At 64.8% G+C, this 15,554-nt stretch carries 11 protein-coding genes and 1 tRNA gene; all 12 read left to right on the forward strand.

Going from position 1 to position 15,554, the window contains the following annotated elements; genetic code table 11:
* Positions 1-68: 68 nt before the first annotated feature.
* The 12 genes from tuf (at position 69) to rsmB (ending at position 15,540) form a co-directional block, all read left to right on the forward strand.
* Positions 69-1,259 (forward strand): elongation factor Tu, encoded by a 1,191-nt coding sequence (tuf, locus tag ALIDE2_RS02010; RefSeq protein ID WP_013517320.1) that lies wholly within the window; start codon positions 69-71, stop codon positions 1,257-1,259.
* 12 nt (positions 1,260-1,271) lie between these two features.
* Positions 1,272-1,347: transfer RNA gene (locus ALIDE2_RS02015), tRNA-Trp, on the forward strand.
* A gap of 88 nt (positions 1,348-1,435) precedes the next feature.
* Entirely contained in the window at positions 1,436-1,819 is a 384-nt protein-coding gene (gene secE, locus ALIDE2_RS02020) for a preprotein translocase subunit SecE (protein ID WP_013517359.1), read from the forward strand.
* Positions 1,819-2,409 (forward strand): transcription termination/antitermination protein NusG, encoded by a 591-nt coding sequence (gene nusG / locus ALIDE2_RS02025; protein WP_013517360.1) that lies wholly within the window; start codon positions 1,819-1,821, stop codon positions 2,407-2,409. The genes secE and nusG overlap by 1 nt, the downstream gene beginning before the upstream one ends.
* A gap of 130 nt (positions 2,410-2,539) precedes the next feature.
* A complete protein-coding gene (gene rplK / locus ALIDE2_RS02030) occupies positions 2,540-2,971 on the forward strand; it encodes a 50S ribosomal protein L11 (RefSeq protein ID WP_013517361.1) in 432 nt (143 codons plus the stop codon).
* Positions 2,972-3,667 (forward strand): 50S ribosomal protein L1, encoded by a 696-nt coding sequence (gene rplA / locus ALIDE2_RS02035; RefSeq protein ID WP_013517362.1) that lies wholly within the window; start codon positions 2,972-2,974, stop codon positions 3,665-3,667.
* A gap of 232 nt (positions 3,668-3,899) precedes the next feature.
* The gene (rplJ, locus tag ALIDE2_RS02040) at positions 3,900-4,406 is read left to right on the forward strand and encodes a 50S ribosomal protein L10 (protein ID WP_013517363.1); all 507 of its coding nucleotides are present in this window, start codon (positions 3,900-3,902) and stop codon (positions 4,404-4,406) included.
* A gap of 54 nt (positions 4,407-4,460) precedes the next feature.
* On the forward strand, positions 4,461-4,841 hold the full coding sequence (rplL, locus tag ALIDE2_RS02045; RefSeq protein WP_013517364.1) for a 50S ribosomal protein L7/L12: 381 nt from the start codon (positions 4,461-4,463) through the stop codon (positions 4,839-4,841).
* A gap of 274 nt (positions 4,842-5,115) precedes the next feature.
* Entirely contained in the window at positions 5,116-9,240 is a 4,125-nt protein-coding gene (rpoB, locus tag ALIDE2_RS02050) for a DNA-directed RNA polymerase subunit beta (protein ID WP_013517365.1), read from the forward strand.
* A 20-nt stretch (positions 9,241-9,260) separates the two neighbouring features.
* The gene (rpoC, locus tag ALIDE2_RS02055) at positions 9,261-13,490 is read left to right on the forward strand and encodes a DNA-directed RNA polymerase subunit beta' (RefSeq protein ID WP_013517366.1); all 4,230 of its coding nucleotides are present in this window, start codon (positions 9,261-9,263) and stop codon (positions 13,488-13,490) included.
* 119 nt (positions 13,491-13,609) lie between these two features.
* Entirely contained in the window at positions 13,610-14,176 is a 567-nt protein-coding gene (locus ALIDE2_RS02060; RefSeq protein WP_013517367.1) for a LemA family protein, read from the forward strand.
* Positions 14,173-15,540, forward strand: coding sequence for a 16S rRNA (cytosine(967)-C(5))-methyltransferase RsmB (rsmB, locus tag ALIDE2_RS02065; RefSeq protein WP_013517368.1), 1,368 nt, complete (start codon positions 14,173-14,175; stop codon positions 15,538-15,540). Before ALIDE2_RS02060 ends, rsmB begins: the two co-directional genes overlap by 4 nt.
* Positions 15,541-15,554: the final 14 nt, after the last annotated feature.

Consider the following 15,554-nt stretch of genomic DNA (forward strand, 5'->3'; position numbering starts at 1 on the left):
ATGGTGCATGTCCGTCCGGGGTGCATCAATATTTGTCGTGTTGGTGTAGCTTTTTCGGAGTCGAAAAAATGGCAAAAGGTAAATTCGAACGGACCAAGCCCCACGTGAACGTGGGCACGATCGGTCACGTGGACCATGGCAAGACGACGCTGACGGCGGCGATTGCGACGGTGCTGGCCAAGAAGTTCGGCGGCGAAGCCAAGGGCTACGACCAGATCGACAACGCGCCCGAAGAAAAGGCCCGCGGCATCACCATCAACACCTCGCACGTGGAATACGAAACGGCCAACCGCCACTACGCCCACGTGGACTGCCCCGGCCACGCCGACTACGTCAAGAACATGATCACGGGCGCCGCCCAGATGGACGGCGCCATCCTGGTGTGCTCGGCCGCCGACGGCCCGATGCCCCAGACGCGTGAACACATCCTGCTGGCGCGCCAGGTGGGCGTGCCCTACATCATCGTGTTCCTGAACAAGTGCGACATGGTGGACGACGAAGAACTGCTCGAACTCGTCGAAATGGAAGTGCGCGAACTGCTGGACAAATACGAATTCCCCGGCGACGACACCCCCATCATCCGCGGCTCGGCCAAGCTGGCCCTCGAAGGCGACCAATCGGACAAGGGCGAACCCGCCATCCTCAAGCTCGCCGAAGCCCTTGACACCTACATCCCCACGCCCGAGCGCGCGGTGGACGGCACCTTCCTCATGCCCGTGGAAGACGTGTTCTCCATCTCCGGCCGCGGCACCGTGGTGACCGGCCGCGTCGAGCGCGGCATCATCAAGGTCGGCGAAGAAATCGAAATCGTCGGCATCCGCGAAACGCAAAAGACCACCGTCACCGGCGTGGAAATGTTCCGCAAGCTGCTGGACCAGGGCCAGGCTGGCGACAACGTGGGCCTGCTGCTGCGCGGCACCAAGCGCGAAGATGTCGAGCGCGGCCAGGTACTGTGCAAGCCCGGCTCCATCAAGCCGCACACGCACTTCACCGCCGAAGTGTACGTGCTGAGCAAGGACGAAGGCGGCCGCCACACGCCCTTCTTCAACAACTACCGTCCGCAGTTCTACTTCCGCACGACCGACGTGACGGGCTCCATCGAACTGCCGGCCGACAAGGAAATGGTCATGCCCGGCGACAACGTGTCGATCACCGTCAAGCTGATCGCGCCGATCGCCATGGAAGAAGGCCTGCGCTTTGCCATCCGCGAAGGCGGCCGCACCGTGGGCGCGGGCGTTGTGGCAAAGATCATCGAGTGACAGGAAAAGCGAAGGGGTATAGCTCAATTGGCAGAGCGTCGGTCTCCAAAACCGAAGGTTGTAGGTTCGATTCCTACTGCCCCTGCCACCTGAATGTGGTGGTGAACGAGCCCGCCAGACCCTGGCGGGCTTCGGCGTCTTGTGAGGCGCTAGATCAAGAAGGTTAATGCTCATCTATGGCCACTTCCCAGGTTGAAACGGTCACTACCGGCGCGGACAAGGCAAAGCTGTTCGCTGCGGTGGCGATCGTGCTTGCTTCTGTCGCTGGTTTCTACGTGCTGGGAAAGCAGGGGCCCCTGATCCAGTGGGGGGCGTTGGTGCTCGGTCTGGTGCTGGCTGTCGTAATGTTCCTGACCTCGGAGCATGGCCGCCAGTTCATGGGCTTTTCCCGTGATGCGTGGCGCGAGGTCAAGAAGGTCGTCTGGCCTACGCGCAAGGAAACACTGCAAATGACGGGCTATGTGTTCGCATTCGTGGTGCTGATGGCGCTGTTCCTCTGGCTCACGGACAAGACCTTGGAATGGGTTCTGTACGATTTGGTCTTGGGTTGGAGAAAGTGATGGTGGATGCCGTGGAAACCAATGGCGCTCAGCCTCCTGTTGATGCATCGGTGAATCCCGACTTGCGTTGGTACATCGTGCACGCCTACTCCGGGATGGAGAAGGCGGTGGAGCGCAATATTCAGGAGCGCATCGTACGCTCCGGCATGCAGCACAAGTTTGGCCGCATCCTGGTCCCGACCGAGGAGGTCGTGGAGATGAAGAATGGCCAGCGCAAGACCACCGAGAGGCGCTTGTTCCCCGGCTATGTGTTCGTCGAAATGGTCATGGATGACGACACTTGGCATCTGGTGAAGCACACCAGCAAGGTCACTGGCTTCGTGGGTGGGGTGAAGAATCGCCCTGCGCCCATTTCCGAGGAGGAAGTGCAGAAGATCGTGAGCCAGATGCAGCAAGGCACCGACAAGCCGCGCCACAAGATCGAGTTCATGGTCGGTGAACTGGTGCGCGTCAAGGAGGGGCCCTTCACGGACTTCAATGGTTCGGTGGAAGAGGTCAACTACGAGAAGAACCGCCTGCGGGTCTCGGTGATGATTTTCGGTCGTTCCACTCCCGTGGAACTGGAGTTCGGTCAGGTGGAGAAAACGTGAGTTTCACCAGGATTTGATCGATTAAGTGAGTATTCGCGCTTTTCGACTCGGCGCGATAGGAAATAAAGAGTCGGTAACCCCGGGGAGCCTGGTTGTTCGACCAGGCGTCATCACCCGCAAGGAGCTATCAATGGCGAAGAAAATCGTCGGCTTCATCAAGCTGCAAGTGCCAGCTGGTAAGGCCAACCCATCCCCCCCGATCGGTCCCGCACTGGGTCAACGCGGCCTCAACATTATGGAATTCTGCAAGGCGTTCAACGCCCAGACCCAGGGTGTCGAGCCGGGCCTGCCGCTGCCTGTGGTGATCACGGCATTTGCGGACAAGAGCTTCACCTTCATCATCAAGACGCCTCCGGCGACCACCCTGATCAAGAAGGCCATCAAGCTGGAGAAGGGCTCGTCCAACGCGCTCTCCACCAAGGTCGGCAAGATCACGCGTGCCCAGCTGGAAGAGATCGCCAAGACCAAGCTGAAGGACATGAACGCTGCCAGCGTGGACGCCGCCGTGCGCACGCTGGCTGGCTCTGCCCGTTCCATGGGCGTGACGGTGGAGGGTCTGTAAATGGCTAAGCTGACCAAGAAGCAAAAGGCCCAGCAGGGCAAGGTCGACAGCACCAAGCTGTATCCCTTCGCCGAAGCCGTGGCGCTGGTGAAGGAGGCTGCGACGGCCAAGTTCGACGAGTCCATCGACGTGGCGGTGCAGTTGGGCGTGGATGCCAAGAAGTCCGACCAGGTGGTGCGCGGCGCCGTGGTGCTGCCCAACGGGACGGGCAAGACCACCCGCGTGGCCGTGTTCGCCCAGGGCGCCAAGGCCGAGGAGGCCAAGGCTGCCGGCGCCGATGTGGTGGGCATGGATGATCTGGCTGCACAGGTCAAGGCTGGCGACATGCCGTTTGACGTGGTCATCGCAGCACCCGACGCCATGCGTGTGGTGGGTACGCTGGGTCAGATCCTGGGCCCGCGTGGCCTGATGCCGAATCCGAAAGTCGGCACGGTGACGCCCGACGTGGCCACCGCCGTGAAGAACGCAAAGGCGGGCCAGGTGCAATTCCGCGTCGACAAGGCCGGCATCGTGCACACGACCATCGGTCGCCGCTCGTTTGCCGACGACAAGCTGCAGGGCAACCTGGCTGCCTTGATTGAAGCGCTGAACAAGGCCAAGCCTGCCACCAGCAAGGGTGTCTACCTGCGCAAGGTTGCGGTGTCGTCGACCATGGGCGTCGGTGTGCGCGTGGATACGCAATCCATCGCGGCGTAATTGCGAAATCTTGAGGCATCCGCAAGGGCGCCTCAGTGGTGGGCCGGCGCAGCGATGCGCCGGGCCATCCAAGACCGTTGGCGTGCAGATGGCTGCACTTAAATCCTAGGGGCCAACGCAGATGGCGATCCCGCTGGAGATGGAAAAGTTTTCCCGAAACAGTTGGTCGCTGCAAACCAAGAGCGCGCATGGAAGGATGAGTCCCGAAGTAGCGCATATGAAGGAGTAGACCTTGAGTCTTAATCGCAGTGAGAAAGAAGCGGTCATCAATGAAGTGACCAGCCTCGCCGCTAAAGCTCAAACGCTCGTGATCGCGGAATACCGTGGCATCACGGTGGCCGACATGACCAAACTGCGCGTGGCAGCACGCAGCCAAGGCGTTTCCCTGAGTGTTCTGAAGAACACCCTGGCACGCCGTGCTGTAGCTGGCAGCGCGTTTGACGTGGTGGCCGACCAGATGACCGGTCCGCTGGTCTATGGCTTCTCCGAAGACGCTGTGGCCGCCGCCAAGGTGGTGGCCGATTTCGCGAAGACCAACGACAAGCTGGTCATTCGCGGCGGCGCTTTCGCGGGCAAGGCCCTGGACGTGAACGGCGTGAAGCAACTGGCCAACATCCCTTCCAAGGAAGTGCTGCTGGCCCAGCTGTGTGGCTTGCTGAAGTCGCCTATCTCCCGCACCGCCGTGGTGCTGGGTGCCCTGGCGACCAAAAAAGGCGAAAGCGAGGCCGTTGCCGCTTAAATAGCGTGCACACGGTTCGCGCACCCTCTTAAAACCAATTGTTAGGAAATCAAAATGGCATTCGATAAAGACGCATTCTTGACCGCTCTGGACAGCATGACGGTGATGGAACTCAATGACCTGGTGAAGGCCATTGAAGAGAAGTTCGGCGTGAGCGCTGCCGCCATGGCCGCTCCCGCTGCCGGTGGCGCTGCTGGCGGCGCCGCTGCTGCCGCCGAAGAGAAGACTGAGTTCAACGTGGTTCTGGCCGAGGCCGGCGCCAACAAGGTTGCAGTGATCAAGGCTGTGCGTGAAATCACCGGCCTGGGCCTGAAGGAGGCCAAGGACTTGGTGGATGGCGCGCCCAAGAACGTCAAGGAAGGCATTGCCAAGGCTGACGCCGAGGCTGCCGTCAAGAAGCTGGTGGACGCCGGCGCTAAGGCCGAACTCAAGTAATCGGGTTTGTCCTTTCGGGCTGGAGGTCTTGCAAGGGGCCTCCAGCCTTTGGTGCTTATGGAATTCGCCTCCAGAGCGCACCAGCAAGCGGCCCTGTGGCTGCTTGCTAGTGTCTTCTGACCCATCCGACAGCGGAAGACGCCTTGGTTCGGGCGATGTGCAACGCATCGCCGTCCGCCATGGTTGGTAGTGGCCAACCGCCAAGCCTGCAAGCAGTTCCTTGTGGGGCAGTAGTCGTCGAAGACCCTATTCCATGTCTTTGCCCGGAGATCTCATGGCCCAAACATCCACGTACAGCTATACCGAACGCAAGCGGATTCGCAAGAGTTTCGGTAGCCGTGACAGCGTGCTCAAAGTACCTTATCTGCTGCAGATGCAGCGGGATGCCTATACGGCATTCCTGCAGGCGGAAACGCCTCCCCAGAAACGTACCAGCGAAGGCCTGCAGGCCGCGTTCAACGCCGCCTTCCCGATCGTCTCGCACAACGGCTTCGTGGAGATGAAGTTCGTGGAGTACAACCTGGCAAAGCCCGCGTTCGACGTGCGCGAGTGCCAGACCCGCGGTCTGACCTTCGCCTCGGCCGTGCGCGCCAAGGTGCAGCTCATCATCTACGACCGCGAGTCGTCCACGGCGCAGTCCAAGGTGGTCAAGGAAGTGAAGGAGCAGGAGGTCTACATGGGCGAGGTTCCGCTCATGACCGACAAGGGCTCGTTCATCATCAACGGCACCGAGCGCGTGATCGTCTCGCAGCTGCACCGCTCGCCGGGTGTGTTCTTCGAGCATGACAAGGGCAAGACGCACAGCTCGGGCAAGCTGTTGTTCTCCGCGCGCATCATCCCCTACCGCGGCTCCTGGCTGGACTTCGAGTTCGACCCCAAGGACATCCTGTACTTCCGCGTGGACCGTCGCCGCAAGATGCCGGTCACGATCCTGCTCAAGGCCATCGGCCTGAACCCGGAGTCGATCCTCGCGAACTTCTTCGTCAACGACAACTTCCGCCTGATGGACAGCGGCGCGCAGATGGAGTTCGTGCCCGAGCGCCTGCGCGGCGAGGTGGCGCGCTTCGACATCACCGACAAGTCCGGCAAGGTGGTGGTTGCCAAGGATAAGCGCGTCACGGCACGTCATACCCGTGAGCTGGAACAATCGGGCACGACGCACATCAGCGTGCCGGAAGACTTCCTGTTGGGCCGCGTCGTCGCGCGCAACATCGTCGATCCCGACACGGGCGAGATCCTGGCCAAGGCCAACGAAGAGCTGACGGAAGCGCTGCTCAAGAAGCTGCGTTCGGCAGGCGTGCAGGAGCTGCAGGCCATCTACACGAACGAGCTCGACCAGGGCGCCTACATTTCCCAGACGCTGCGCATCGACGAGACCGCGGACGAGTTCGCCGCCCGCGTGGCCATCTACCGCATGATGCGCCCCGGCGAGCCGCCGACGGAAGACGCCGTGCAGGCCCTGTTCCAGCGCCTGTTCTACAACCCGGACACCTACGACCTGTCGCGCGTGGGCCGCATGAAGTTCAACGCCAAGGTCGGCCGCAGCGAAGCCACGGGCCCCATGGTGCTGGACAATGACGACATCCTGTCGGTGGTGAAGATCCTGGTCGATCTGCGCAACGGCAAGGGCGAGGTGGACGACATCGACCACCTGGGCAATCGCCGCGTGCGCTGCGTGGGCGAACTGGCCGAGAACCAGTACCGCACGGGCCTGGCGCGCATCGAAAAGGCCGTGAAGGAGCGCCTGGGCCAGGCCGAGCAGGAACCGCTGATGCCGCACGACCTGATCAACTCCAAGCCGATCTCCGCGGCCCTGAAGGAGTTCTTCGGCGCCTCGCAGCTGTCGCAGTTCATGGACCAGACCAACCCGCTGGCCGAGATCACGCACAAGCGCCGTGTCTCCGCCCTGGGCCCGGGCGGCCTGACGCGCGAGCGCGCGGGCTTCGAGGTGCGCGACGTGCACGTCACGCACTATGGCCGTGTGTGCCCGATCGAGACGCCGGAAGGCCCGAACATCGGCCTGATCAACTCGCTGGCCCTGTACGCGCGCCTGAACGAGTACGGCTTCATCGAGACGCCGTACCGCCGCGTGGTGGACGGCAAGGTGACGAGCGAGATCGACTACCTGTCGGCCATTGAAGAGGGCAAGTACATCATCGCCCAGGCCAACGCCGCGCTGGACGAGGAAGGGCGCCTTACGGGCGACCTAGTGTCGGCGCGCGAGCAGGGCGAATCCACCCTGGTATCCGCCGAACGCGTGCAGTACATGGACGTGTCGCCCGCGCAGATCGTGTCGGTGGCCGCATCGCTCGTGCCCTTCCTGGAGCACGACGATGCCAACCGCGCGCTGATGGGCGCCAACATGTCGCGCCAGGCCGTGCCCGTGCTGCGTCCCGAGAAGCCCATGGTGGGCACGGGCATCGAGCGCGTGGCGGCTGTGGACTCGGGCACCGTGGTGACGGCGCGCCGCGGCGGCGTGGTGGACTATGTGGATGCGACCCGCATCGTGGTGCGCGTGCATGATGCCGAGGCCGTGGCCGGCGAAGTGGGCGTGGACATCTACAACCTCATCAAGTACCAGCGCTCCAACCAGAACACGAACATCCACCAGCGCCCCATCGTGAAGAAGGGCGATGTGCTGGCCAAGGGCGACGTGATCGCCGACGGCGCTTCGACCGACCTGGGCGAGATCGCCATCGGCCAGAACATGCTGATCGCGTTCATGCCCTGGAACGGCTACAACTTCGAGGACTCGATCCTGATCAGCGAGCGCGTCGTGGCCGAAGACCGCTATACCTCGATCCACATCGAGGAACTCGTGGTGATGGCGCGCGACACCAAGCTGGGCGCCGAGGAAATCACGCGCGACATCCCGAACCTGTCGGAGCAGCAGCTCAACCGCCTGGACGAGTCCGGCATCATCTACGTGGGCGCCGAAGTGCAGCCCGGCGACACGCTGGTCGGCAAGGTCACGCCCAAGGGCGAGACCACGCTCACGCCTGAAGAGAAGCTGCTGCGCGCCATCTTCGGCGAGAAGGCCTCGGACGTGAAGGACACCTCGCTGCGCGTGGACCAGGGCTCGTCCGGCACGGTGATCGACGTGCAGGTCTTCACGCGCGAAGGCATCCAGCGCGACAAGCGCGCGCAGCAGATCATCGACGACGAGCTCAAGCGCTTCCGCCTGGACCTGAACGACCAGCTGCGCATCGTCGAGGCCGACGCGTTCGACCGTATCGAGAAGCTGCTGGTGGGCAAGAAGGCCAATGGCGGCCCGCACAAGCTCGCCAAGGGCGCGACCATCGACAAGGAATACCTTGCCGGCGTGGAGAAGTTCCACTGGTTCGACATCCGCCCCGCCGACGAGGCCGTGGCCGCGCAGCTCGAATCCATGAAGAACGCGATGGAGCAGACGCGCCACAGCTTCGACCTAGCATTCGAGGAAAAGCGCAAGAAGCTTACGCAGGGCGACGAGCTGCCCGCGGGCGTGCTCAAGATGGTCAAGGTGTACCTGGCCGTCAAGCGCCGCCTGCAGCCCGGCGACAAGATGGCCGGCCGCCACGGCAACAAGGGCGTGGTCTCCAAGATCACGCCCGTGGAAGACATGCCGCACATGGCCGACGGCACGCCGGTCGACATCGTCCTGAACCCGCTGGGCGTGCCCTCGCGCATGAACATTGGCCAGGTGCTGGAAGTCCACCTGGGCTGGGCCGGCAAGGGCCTGGGCCAGCGCATCGGGGACATGCTGCGCGACCAGGCTAACGTTGCCGAGATGCGCAAGTTCCTCGGCGAGGTCTACAACTCGCGTGGCCGCAAGGAAGACCTGAGTCAGCTCTCGGACGACGAGGTCATGAGCATGGCCGCCAACCTCACGGGCGGCGTGCCTTACGCCTCGCCGGTGTTCGACGGCGCTTCCGAGGCCGAGATCAAGGACATGCTCAAGCTTGCCTACCCGGACGACATCAAGGAGCGCAAGGGCCTGACCGACACGCGCACCCAGGCCTGGCTCATCGACGGGCGCACGGGCGAGCGCTTCGAGCGCCCGACGACCATCGGCTACATGCACTACCTCAAGCTCCATCACCTGGTGGACGACAAGATGCACGCGCGCTCCACGGGCCCGTACTCGCTGGTCACGCAGCAGCCGCTGGGCGGCAAGGCCCAGTTCGGCGGCCAGCGTTTCGGCGAGATGGAAGTCTGGGCGCTGGAAGCCTACGGCGCCGCCTACGTGCTGCAGGAAATGCTGACCGTGAAGTCCGACGACGTGCAGGGCCGCACCAAGGTGTACGAGAACATCGTCAAGGGCGAACACGCCATCGAAGCGGGCATGCCCGAGTCGTTCAATGTGCTGGTCAAGGAAATCCGCTCCCTGGGCCTGGACATTGAGCTCGAGCGCTCTTAAATCAAAAAGGATAGGTTCACATGAAATCGCTACTCGACCTGTTCAAGCAATTCACGCCGGATGAGCATTTCGATGCCATCAAGATCGGCATGGCTTCGCCCGAGAAGATCCGTTCGTGGTCCTTCGGCGAGGTGAAGAAGCCCGAGACCATCAACTACCGCACGTTCAAGCCCGAGCGCGACGGCCTGTTCTGCGCCAAGATTTTCGGCCCCATCAAGGACTACGAGTGCCTGTGCGGCAAGTACAAGCGCCTGAAGCACCGCGGCGTGATCTGCGAGAAGTGCGGCGTGGAAGTCACGCAGACCAAGGTGCGCCGCGAGCGCATGGGCCACATCGACCTGGCCGCTCCCTGCGCACACATCTGGTTCCTCAAGAGCCTGCCCAGCCGCCTGGGCCTGGTGCTGGACATGACGCTGCGTGACATCGAGCGCGTGCTGTACTTCGAGGCCTACGTGGTGACCGATCCCGGCATGACGCCGCTGAAGAAGTTCAGCATCATGAGCGAGGACGACTACGACGCCAAGCGCAAGGAGTACGGCGATGAGTTCGTCGCCAAGATGGGCGCCGAGGGCATCAAGGAACTGCTCGAAGGCATCGACATCGAGATCGAGATCGAGAAGCTGCGCGGCGACCTGACCGGCTCCGAGGTCAAGGTCAAGAAGAACGCCAAGCGCCTGAAGGTCCTCGAAGCGTTCAAGAAGTCCGGCATCAAGCCCGAGTGGATGGTGCTGGAGGTGCTGCCCGTGCTGCCGCCAGACCTGCGTCCGCTGGTGCCGCTCGATGGCGGGCGCTTCGCGACGTCGGACCTGAACGACCTGTACCGCCGCGTCATCAACCGCAACAGCCGTCTGCGCCGCCTGCTCGAACTCAAGGCGCCCGAGATCATCGCGCGCAACGAAAAGCGCATGCTGCAGGAGGCCGTCGATTCGCTGCTGGACAACGGCCGCCGCGGCAAGGCCATGACGGGCGCGAACAAGCGCGCGCTCAAGTCCCTGGCCGACATGATCAAGGGCAAGAGCGGCCGCTTCCGCCAGAACCTGCTGGGCAAGCGCGTGGACTACTCGGGCCGCTCGGTCATCACCGTGGGCCCGACGCTCAAGCTGCACCAGTGCGGCCTGCCCAAGCTCATGGCGCTGGAGCTGTTCAAGCCCTTCATCTTCTCGCGCCTGGAGGCGATGGGCATCGCCACGACCATCAAGGCCGCCAAGAAGGAAGTGGAAGCCGGCACGCCCGTGGTGTGGGACATCCTGGAAGAGGTCATCAAGGAGCACCCGGTCATGCTGAACCGTGCTCCCACGCTGCACCGCCTGGGCATCCAGGCGTTCGAGCCGATCTTGATCGAAGGCAAGGCCATCCAGCTGCACCCGCTGGTCTGCGCGGCCTTCAACGCCGACTTCGACGGTGACCAGATGGCCGTGCACGTGCCGCTGTCGGTCGAGGCGCAGCTCGAGGCGCGCACGCTGATGCTGGCGTCGAACAACGTGCTGTTCCCGGCCTCGGGCGAGCCGTCGATCGTGCCGTCGCAGGACGTGGTGCTGGGCCTGTACCACGCCACCCGCGAGAAGATTAACGGCAAGGGCGAGGGCATGGTGTTCACCGACATCGCTGAGGTCCAGCGCGCGCTGGATGCAGGCGAGGTCGAGCTGGCCACCAGGATCAGCGTCCGCCTGACCGAGTGGAACAGGAACAAGGCCACGGGCGAGTTCGAGCCCGAGACCAAGCTCGTCGAGACCACAGTGGGCCGCGCACTGCTGTCCGAGATCCTGCCCAAGGGCCTGGCCTTCTCCAACCTGAACAAGGCGCTGAAGAAGAAGGAAATCTCGCGCCTCATCAACGCCTCGTTCCGCAAGTGCGGCCTGAAGGAAACCGTGGTGTTCGCAGACAAGCTGCTGCAGAACGGCTTCCGCCTGGCCACGCGCGCGGGCATCTCGATCTGCGTGGACGACATGCTTGTGCCGCCGCAGAAGGCCGAGATCATCGGCCGTGCCGAGCGGGAGGTGAAGGAGATCGAGCAGCAGTACGTCTCGGGCCTGGTGACGGCCGGCGAGCGCTACAACAAGGTGGTGGACATCTGGGGCAAGGCCGGCGACGAAGTCTCCAAGGTCATGATGCAGCAGCTCGCCAAGCAGAAGACCACCGACCGCCACGGCAAGGAAGTGGACCAGGAGTCGTTCAATTCCATCTACATGATGGCCGACTCGGGCGCCCGCGGCTCCGCGGCGCAGATCCGCCAGCTGGCCGGCATGCGCGGCCTGATGGCCAAGCCCGACGGCTCCATCATCGAGACGCCCATCACCGCGAACTTCCGCGAGGGCCTGAACGTGCTGCAGTACTTCATCTCCACGCACGGCGCCCGCAAGGGCCTGGCCGACACGGCGCTGAAGACGGCCAACTCGGGTTACCTCACGCGCCGCCTGGTGGATGTGACCCAAGACCTGGTGGTGACCGAGGAGGACTGCGGCACCTCCAACGGCTCGCTGATGCGCGCCATCGTCGAGGGCGGCGAGGTCATCGAGTCGCTGCGCGAGCGCATCCTGGGCCGCGTCGCGGCCGAGGACGTGCTGCACCCCGAGACCCGTGCCGTGCTGGTGCCCGCCGGCCGCATGCTGGACGAGGACCTGATCGAGGAAATCGAGGCCGCTGGCGTGGACGAGGTCAAGGTGCGCACCGCGCTGACCTGCGAGACGCGCTACGGCTTGTGCGCCAAGTGCTACGGCCGCGACCTGGGCCGCGGCGGCCTGATCAACCTCGGCGAGGCCGTGGGCGTGATCGCCGCCCAGTCCATCGGCGAGCCCGGCACGCAGCTGACCATGCGCACGTTCCACATCGGCGGCGCGGCATCGCGCGCGGCCGTGGCGTCCAGCGTCGAGGCCAAGAGCAACGGTGTCATCGGCTTCAACGCCACGATGCGCTACGTGACCAACACCAAGGGCGAGCTGGTGGTGATCGCTCGCTCCGGCGAGGTCATCATTCAGGACGAGCATGGCCGCGAGCGCGAGCGCCACAAGGTGCCCTACGGCGCCACGCTGACGGTGAAGGCCGACCAGCAGATCAAGGCCGGCACCATCCTGGCCAACTGGGATCCGCTGACCCGTCCCATCATCACCGAGTTCGCCGGCACGGCCAAGTTCGAGAACGTCGAGGAAGGCCTGACGGTGGCCAAGCAGGTGGACGAGGTCACGGGCCTGTCCACGCTGGTGGTGATCGACCCCAAGCGCCGCGGCTCCGCCAAGGTGGTGCGTCCGCTGGTCAAGCTCATCGATGGCCACGGCCAGGAGGTGAAGATCCCCGGCACCGACCATTCGGTGACGATCGGCTTCCAGGTGGGCGCGCTGATCCAGGTGCGCGACGGCCAGGAAGTGGGCCCCGGCGAAGTGCTGGCGCGCATCCCCGTTGAAGGCCAGAAGACCCGCGACATCACGGGCGGCCTGCCGCGCGTGGCCGAGCTGTTCGAGGCTCGCAGTCCCAAGGACAAGGGCATGCTGGCCGAGATCACCGGCACCGTGTCGTTCGGCAAGGAGACCAAGGGCAAGGTGCGCCTGCAGATCACCGACCCGGACGGCAAGGTGTGGGATGAACTCGTGCCCAAAGAAAAGAACGTGCTGGTGCACGAGGGCCAGGTCGTCAACAAGGGCGAGCTGATCGTGGACGGCCCGGCCGATCCGCAGGACATCCTGCGCCTGCTGGGCATCGAGGAGCTCTCGCGCTACATCGTCGATGAGGTGCAGGACGTGTACCGCCTGCAGGGCGTGAAGATCAACGACAAGCACATCGAGGTGATCGTTCGCCAGATGCTGCGCCGCGTCGTGGTCGAGAACCCCGGCGAGTCCAGCTACATCGCGGGCGAGCAGGTCGAGCGTTCGGAGATCCTCAACACCAACGAGCAGCTGCAGTCCGAGGGCAAGATTCCCGCCACGTACACCAACGTGCTGCTGGGCATCACCAAGGCGTCGCTGTCCACCGACTCGTTCATCTCCGCCGCGTCGTTCCAGGAAACGACCCGCGTGCTCACCGAGGCTGCCATCATGGGCAAGCGCGACGAGCTGCGCGGCCTGAAGGAGAACGTCATCGTCGGTCGCCTGATCCCTGCAGGCACGGGCCTGGCCTACCACCAGGCGCGCAAGGTCAAGGACGCCATGGACGAGGCCGAGCGCCGCGCCATCGCCGAGGCCGAGGCCGCCGAGCTGGCCAGCGCGGGTGCCGAGGGCGCGGCCGCCGAGATAGACGGCAGCGCCGACGCGGCGGATTAAGCCGCCAGCCCCGCACTTCCCATGCGGGCACTGAACGCTCCCGGCTTGCCAGTCAGGCAGGCCGGGAGTTTCTTTTTTGTCTTGCTGCAAGGGGCGGGCCAGCCGCCCTGGTCGTGAACATGTGGACCACCTGGATTCTTCTGGCGCTGCTGCTGTTCTGGGCGGTGGGCGCCTACAACCGGCTTATCCGTCTGCGGTCGGCCGCCATGCAGGCCTTTGGCGCGCTGGACGCGCACATGCTGCGCTGGATGGCCCTGCTGGGGGAGTACGAGGCATCGCGCGCAGCGCCCGCCGATTCCGAGGGCGCCCAGGGCGCCGCCCGGTCAGCAGAGCAGGACGATGCCCATGCCGCCCTGTGGGCAGCCGCGACCCAGCTGAGCGCCTCGCTGGCCGTGGCGCGCGCACGGCCGCTGGACGCGGATGCCGCGGCTGCGCTGTCGGCCGCGGCGCAGGTGCTCGATACCGCTTGGCAGACCGTCGTGCGCGAGGCGGCGCAGACCAGCGAGGGCGTTGCCCCGCCCGCGCTGGCGCCCTGGGTGCAGCGGCGCGAGCAGGTCGCGCTGCAAAGCGATGCGGCGCGGCGCCAGTTCAATGACGCGGTGCTCTTGTACAACCATGCCGTGGCCCAGTTCCCGGCCAGCCTGCTGGCCTGGCTGTTCGGCTTGAAGAAGGGGCGTACGCTGTGAGCGCGCATCCCCATCCTTCCCCGGGCGCCGCATCGGCGGCGCTGTCCAGGCTGCTTGATGCGACCGCCTCGGCGCTGCAGGCCATACGCGCCGGGCAGTCGGGCACGGCGGCGCTGGCCGCCACCGATGCCGCCCTGCGCCCCGCGGTGCAGGCGCTGCTGTTCCAGGTGCTGCGCAATCTGGGCCGCGCCCAGGCGCTGCGCCGCCTCCTGGCGCCGCGCAAACCCCCGCCGCGCGTGGACGCCCTGCTGTGCACGGCGCTGGCGCTGGCCTGGGAGCCCGAGTCGGCGCCCTACGAGCCGTTCACTCTGGTCAATCAGGCGGTGGAGGCCGCCAAGCGCAGCCCGGCGAGGCACGGCAGCGCCGCATTCATCAATGCCTGCCTGCGGCGCTTCCTGCGCGAGCGCGAGGGGCTGGTGGCCGCCACGCAGGGCGACGAGACCGCCGTCTGGAACCACCCCGCCTGGTGGATACAGCGCCTGCGCCGCGACCATCCCCAGTGTTGGCAGCAGATACTGCAGGCCAACAACGCTCCCGCGCCCATGGTCCTCAGGGTTGCAAGGCAAAAAAGCACCTCAGCGCTTTACCAGAAAGCACTTGCAGCTATCAATATTGAATCTACCGCAGTGGGCGGCTGGGGCGTGGTGCTGGCCCGCCCCGTGCCGGTGCAGCGGCTGCCCGGGTTCGACGAGGGCGTGGTGTCGGTGCAGGACGCGGCCGCGCAAATGGCGGCGCCGCTGCTGCTCGATGGGCTGGATGCGGGCAAGTCGCTGCGCCTGCTCGACGCCTGCGCCGCGCCCGGCGGCAAGACGGCGCACCTGCTCGAATGGGCGGCCGCGCTGCAGGCGCCCTGGCAGGTCACGGCGCTGGAGGTGGATGTGGTTCGTGCCGAACGCATCCACGACAACCTGCGCCGCCTGGGGCTGAGCGCCCAGGTGCTGGTGGCCGACGCCGGCAGGCCCGAGGCCTGGTGGCAGCAGGCCAGCGGCGGCGAGCCCTTCGACGCCATCCTGCTGGACGCGCCCTGCACGGCGTCGGGCATCGTGCGCCGCCACCCGGACGTGCGCTGGCTGCGCCGCGAGAGCGACGTGGCGCAGCTGGCCGCGCTGCAGGCGCGCCTGCTGGCCGCGCTGTGGCCGCTGCTCAAGCCCGGTGGGCGCATGCTGTACTGCACCTGCTCGGTGTTCCGCGCGGAAGGAGATGCGCAGATCCAGGCGTTTCTTGCGCACAACACCGATGCGCGTTTGCTGCCGTCTGCGGGCCACTTATTCCCCGGTAGCCCGGACAAGCATGGTGCGCTCCGGGACAATGGGCCGGGTGAGCACGACGGTTTCTTTTACGCATTGCTGCAAAAAGCCGCCTGAGCGGCCGTGGCACC

Origin of the sequence: Alicycliphilus denitrificans K601 (genome assembly GCF_000204645.1) — a bacterium.
GTDB lineage: Bacteria > Pseudomonadota > Gammaproteobacteria > Burkholderiales > Burkholderiaceae_C > Alicycliphilus > Alicycliphilus denitrificans.

Coding starts and splice junctions, on each gene's coding strand:
- tuf (WP_013517320.1), top strand. CDS start 69: ATGGCAAAAGGTAAATTCGAACGGACCAAGCCCCACGTGAACGTGGGC.
- secE (WP_013517359.1), top strand. CDS start 1,436: ATGGCCACTTCCCAGGTTGAAACGGTCACTACCGGCGCGGACAAGGCA.
- nusG (WP_013517360.1), top strand. CDS start 1,819: ATGGTGGATGCCGTGGAAACCAATGGCGCTCAGCCTCCTGTTGATGCA.
- rplK (WP_013517361.1), top strand. CDS start 2,540: ATGGCGAAGAAAATCGTCGGCTTCATCAAGCTGCAAGTGCCAGCTGGT.
- rplA (WP_013517362.1), top strand. CDS start 2,972: ATGGCTAAGCTGACCAAGAAGCAAAAGGCCCAGCAGGGCAAGGTCGAC.
- rplL (WP_013517364.1), top strand. CDS start 4,461: ATGGCATTCGATAAAGACGCATTCTTGACCGCTCTGGACAGCATGACG.
- rpoB (WP_013517365.1), top strand. CDS start 5,116: ATGGCCCAAACATCCACGTACAGCTATACCGAACGCAAGCGGATTCGC.
- rpoC (WP_013517366.1), top strand. CDS start 9,261: ATGAAATCGCTACTCGACCTGTTCAAGCAATTCACGCCGGATGAGCAT.
- ALIDE2_RS02060 (WP_013517367.1), top strand. CDS start 13,610: ATGTGGACCACCTGGATTCTTCTGGCGCTGCTGCTGTTCTGGGCGGTG.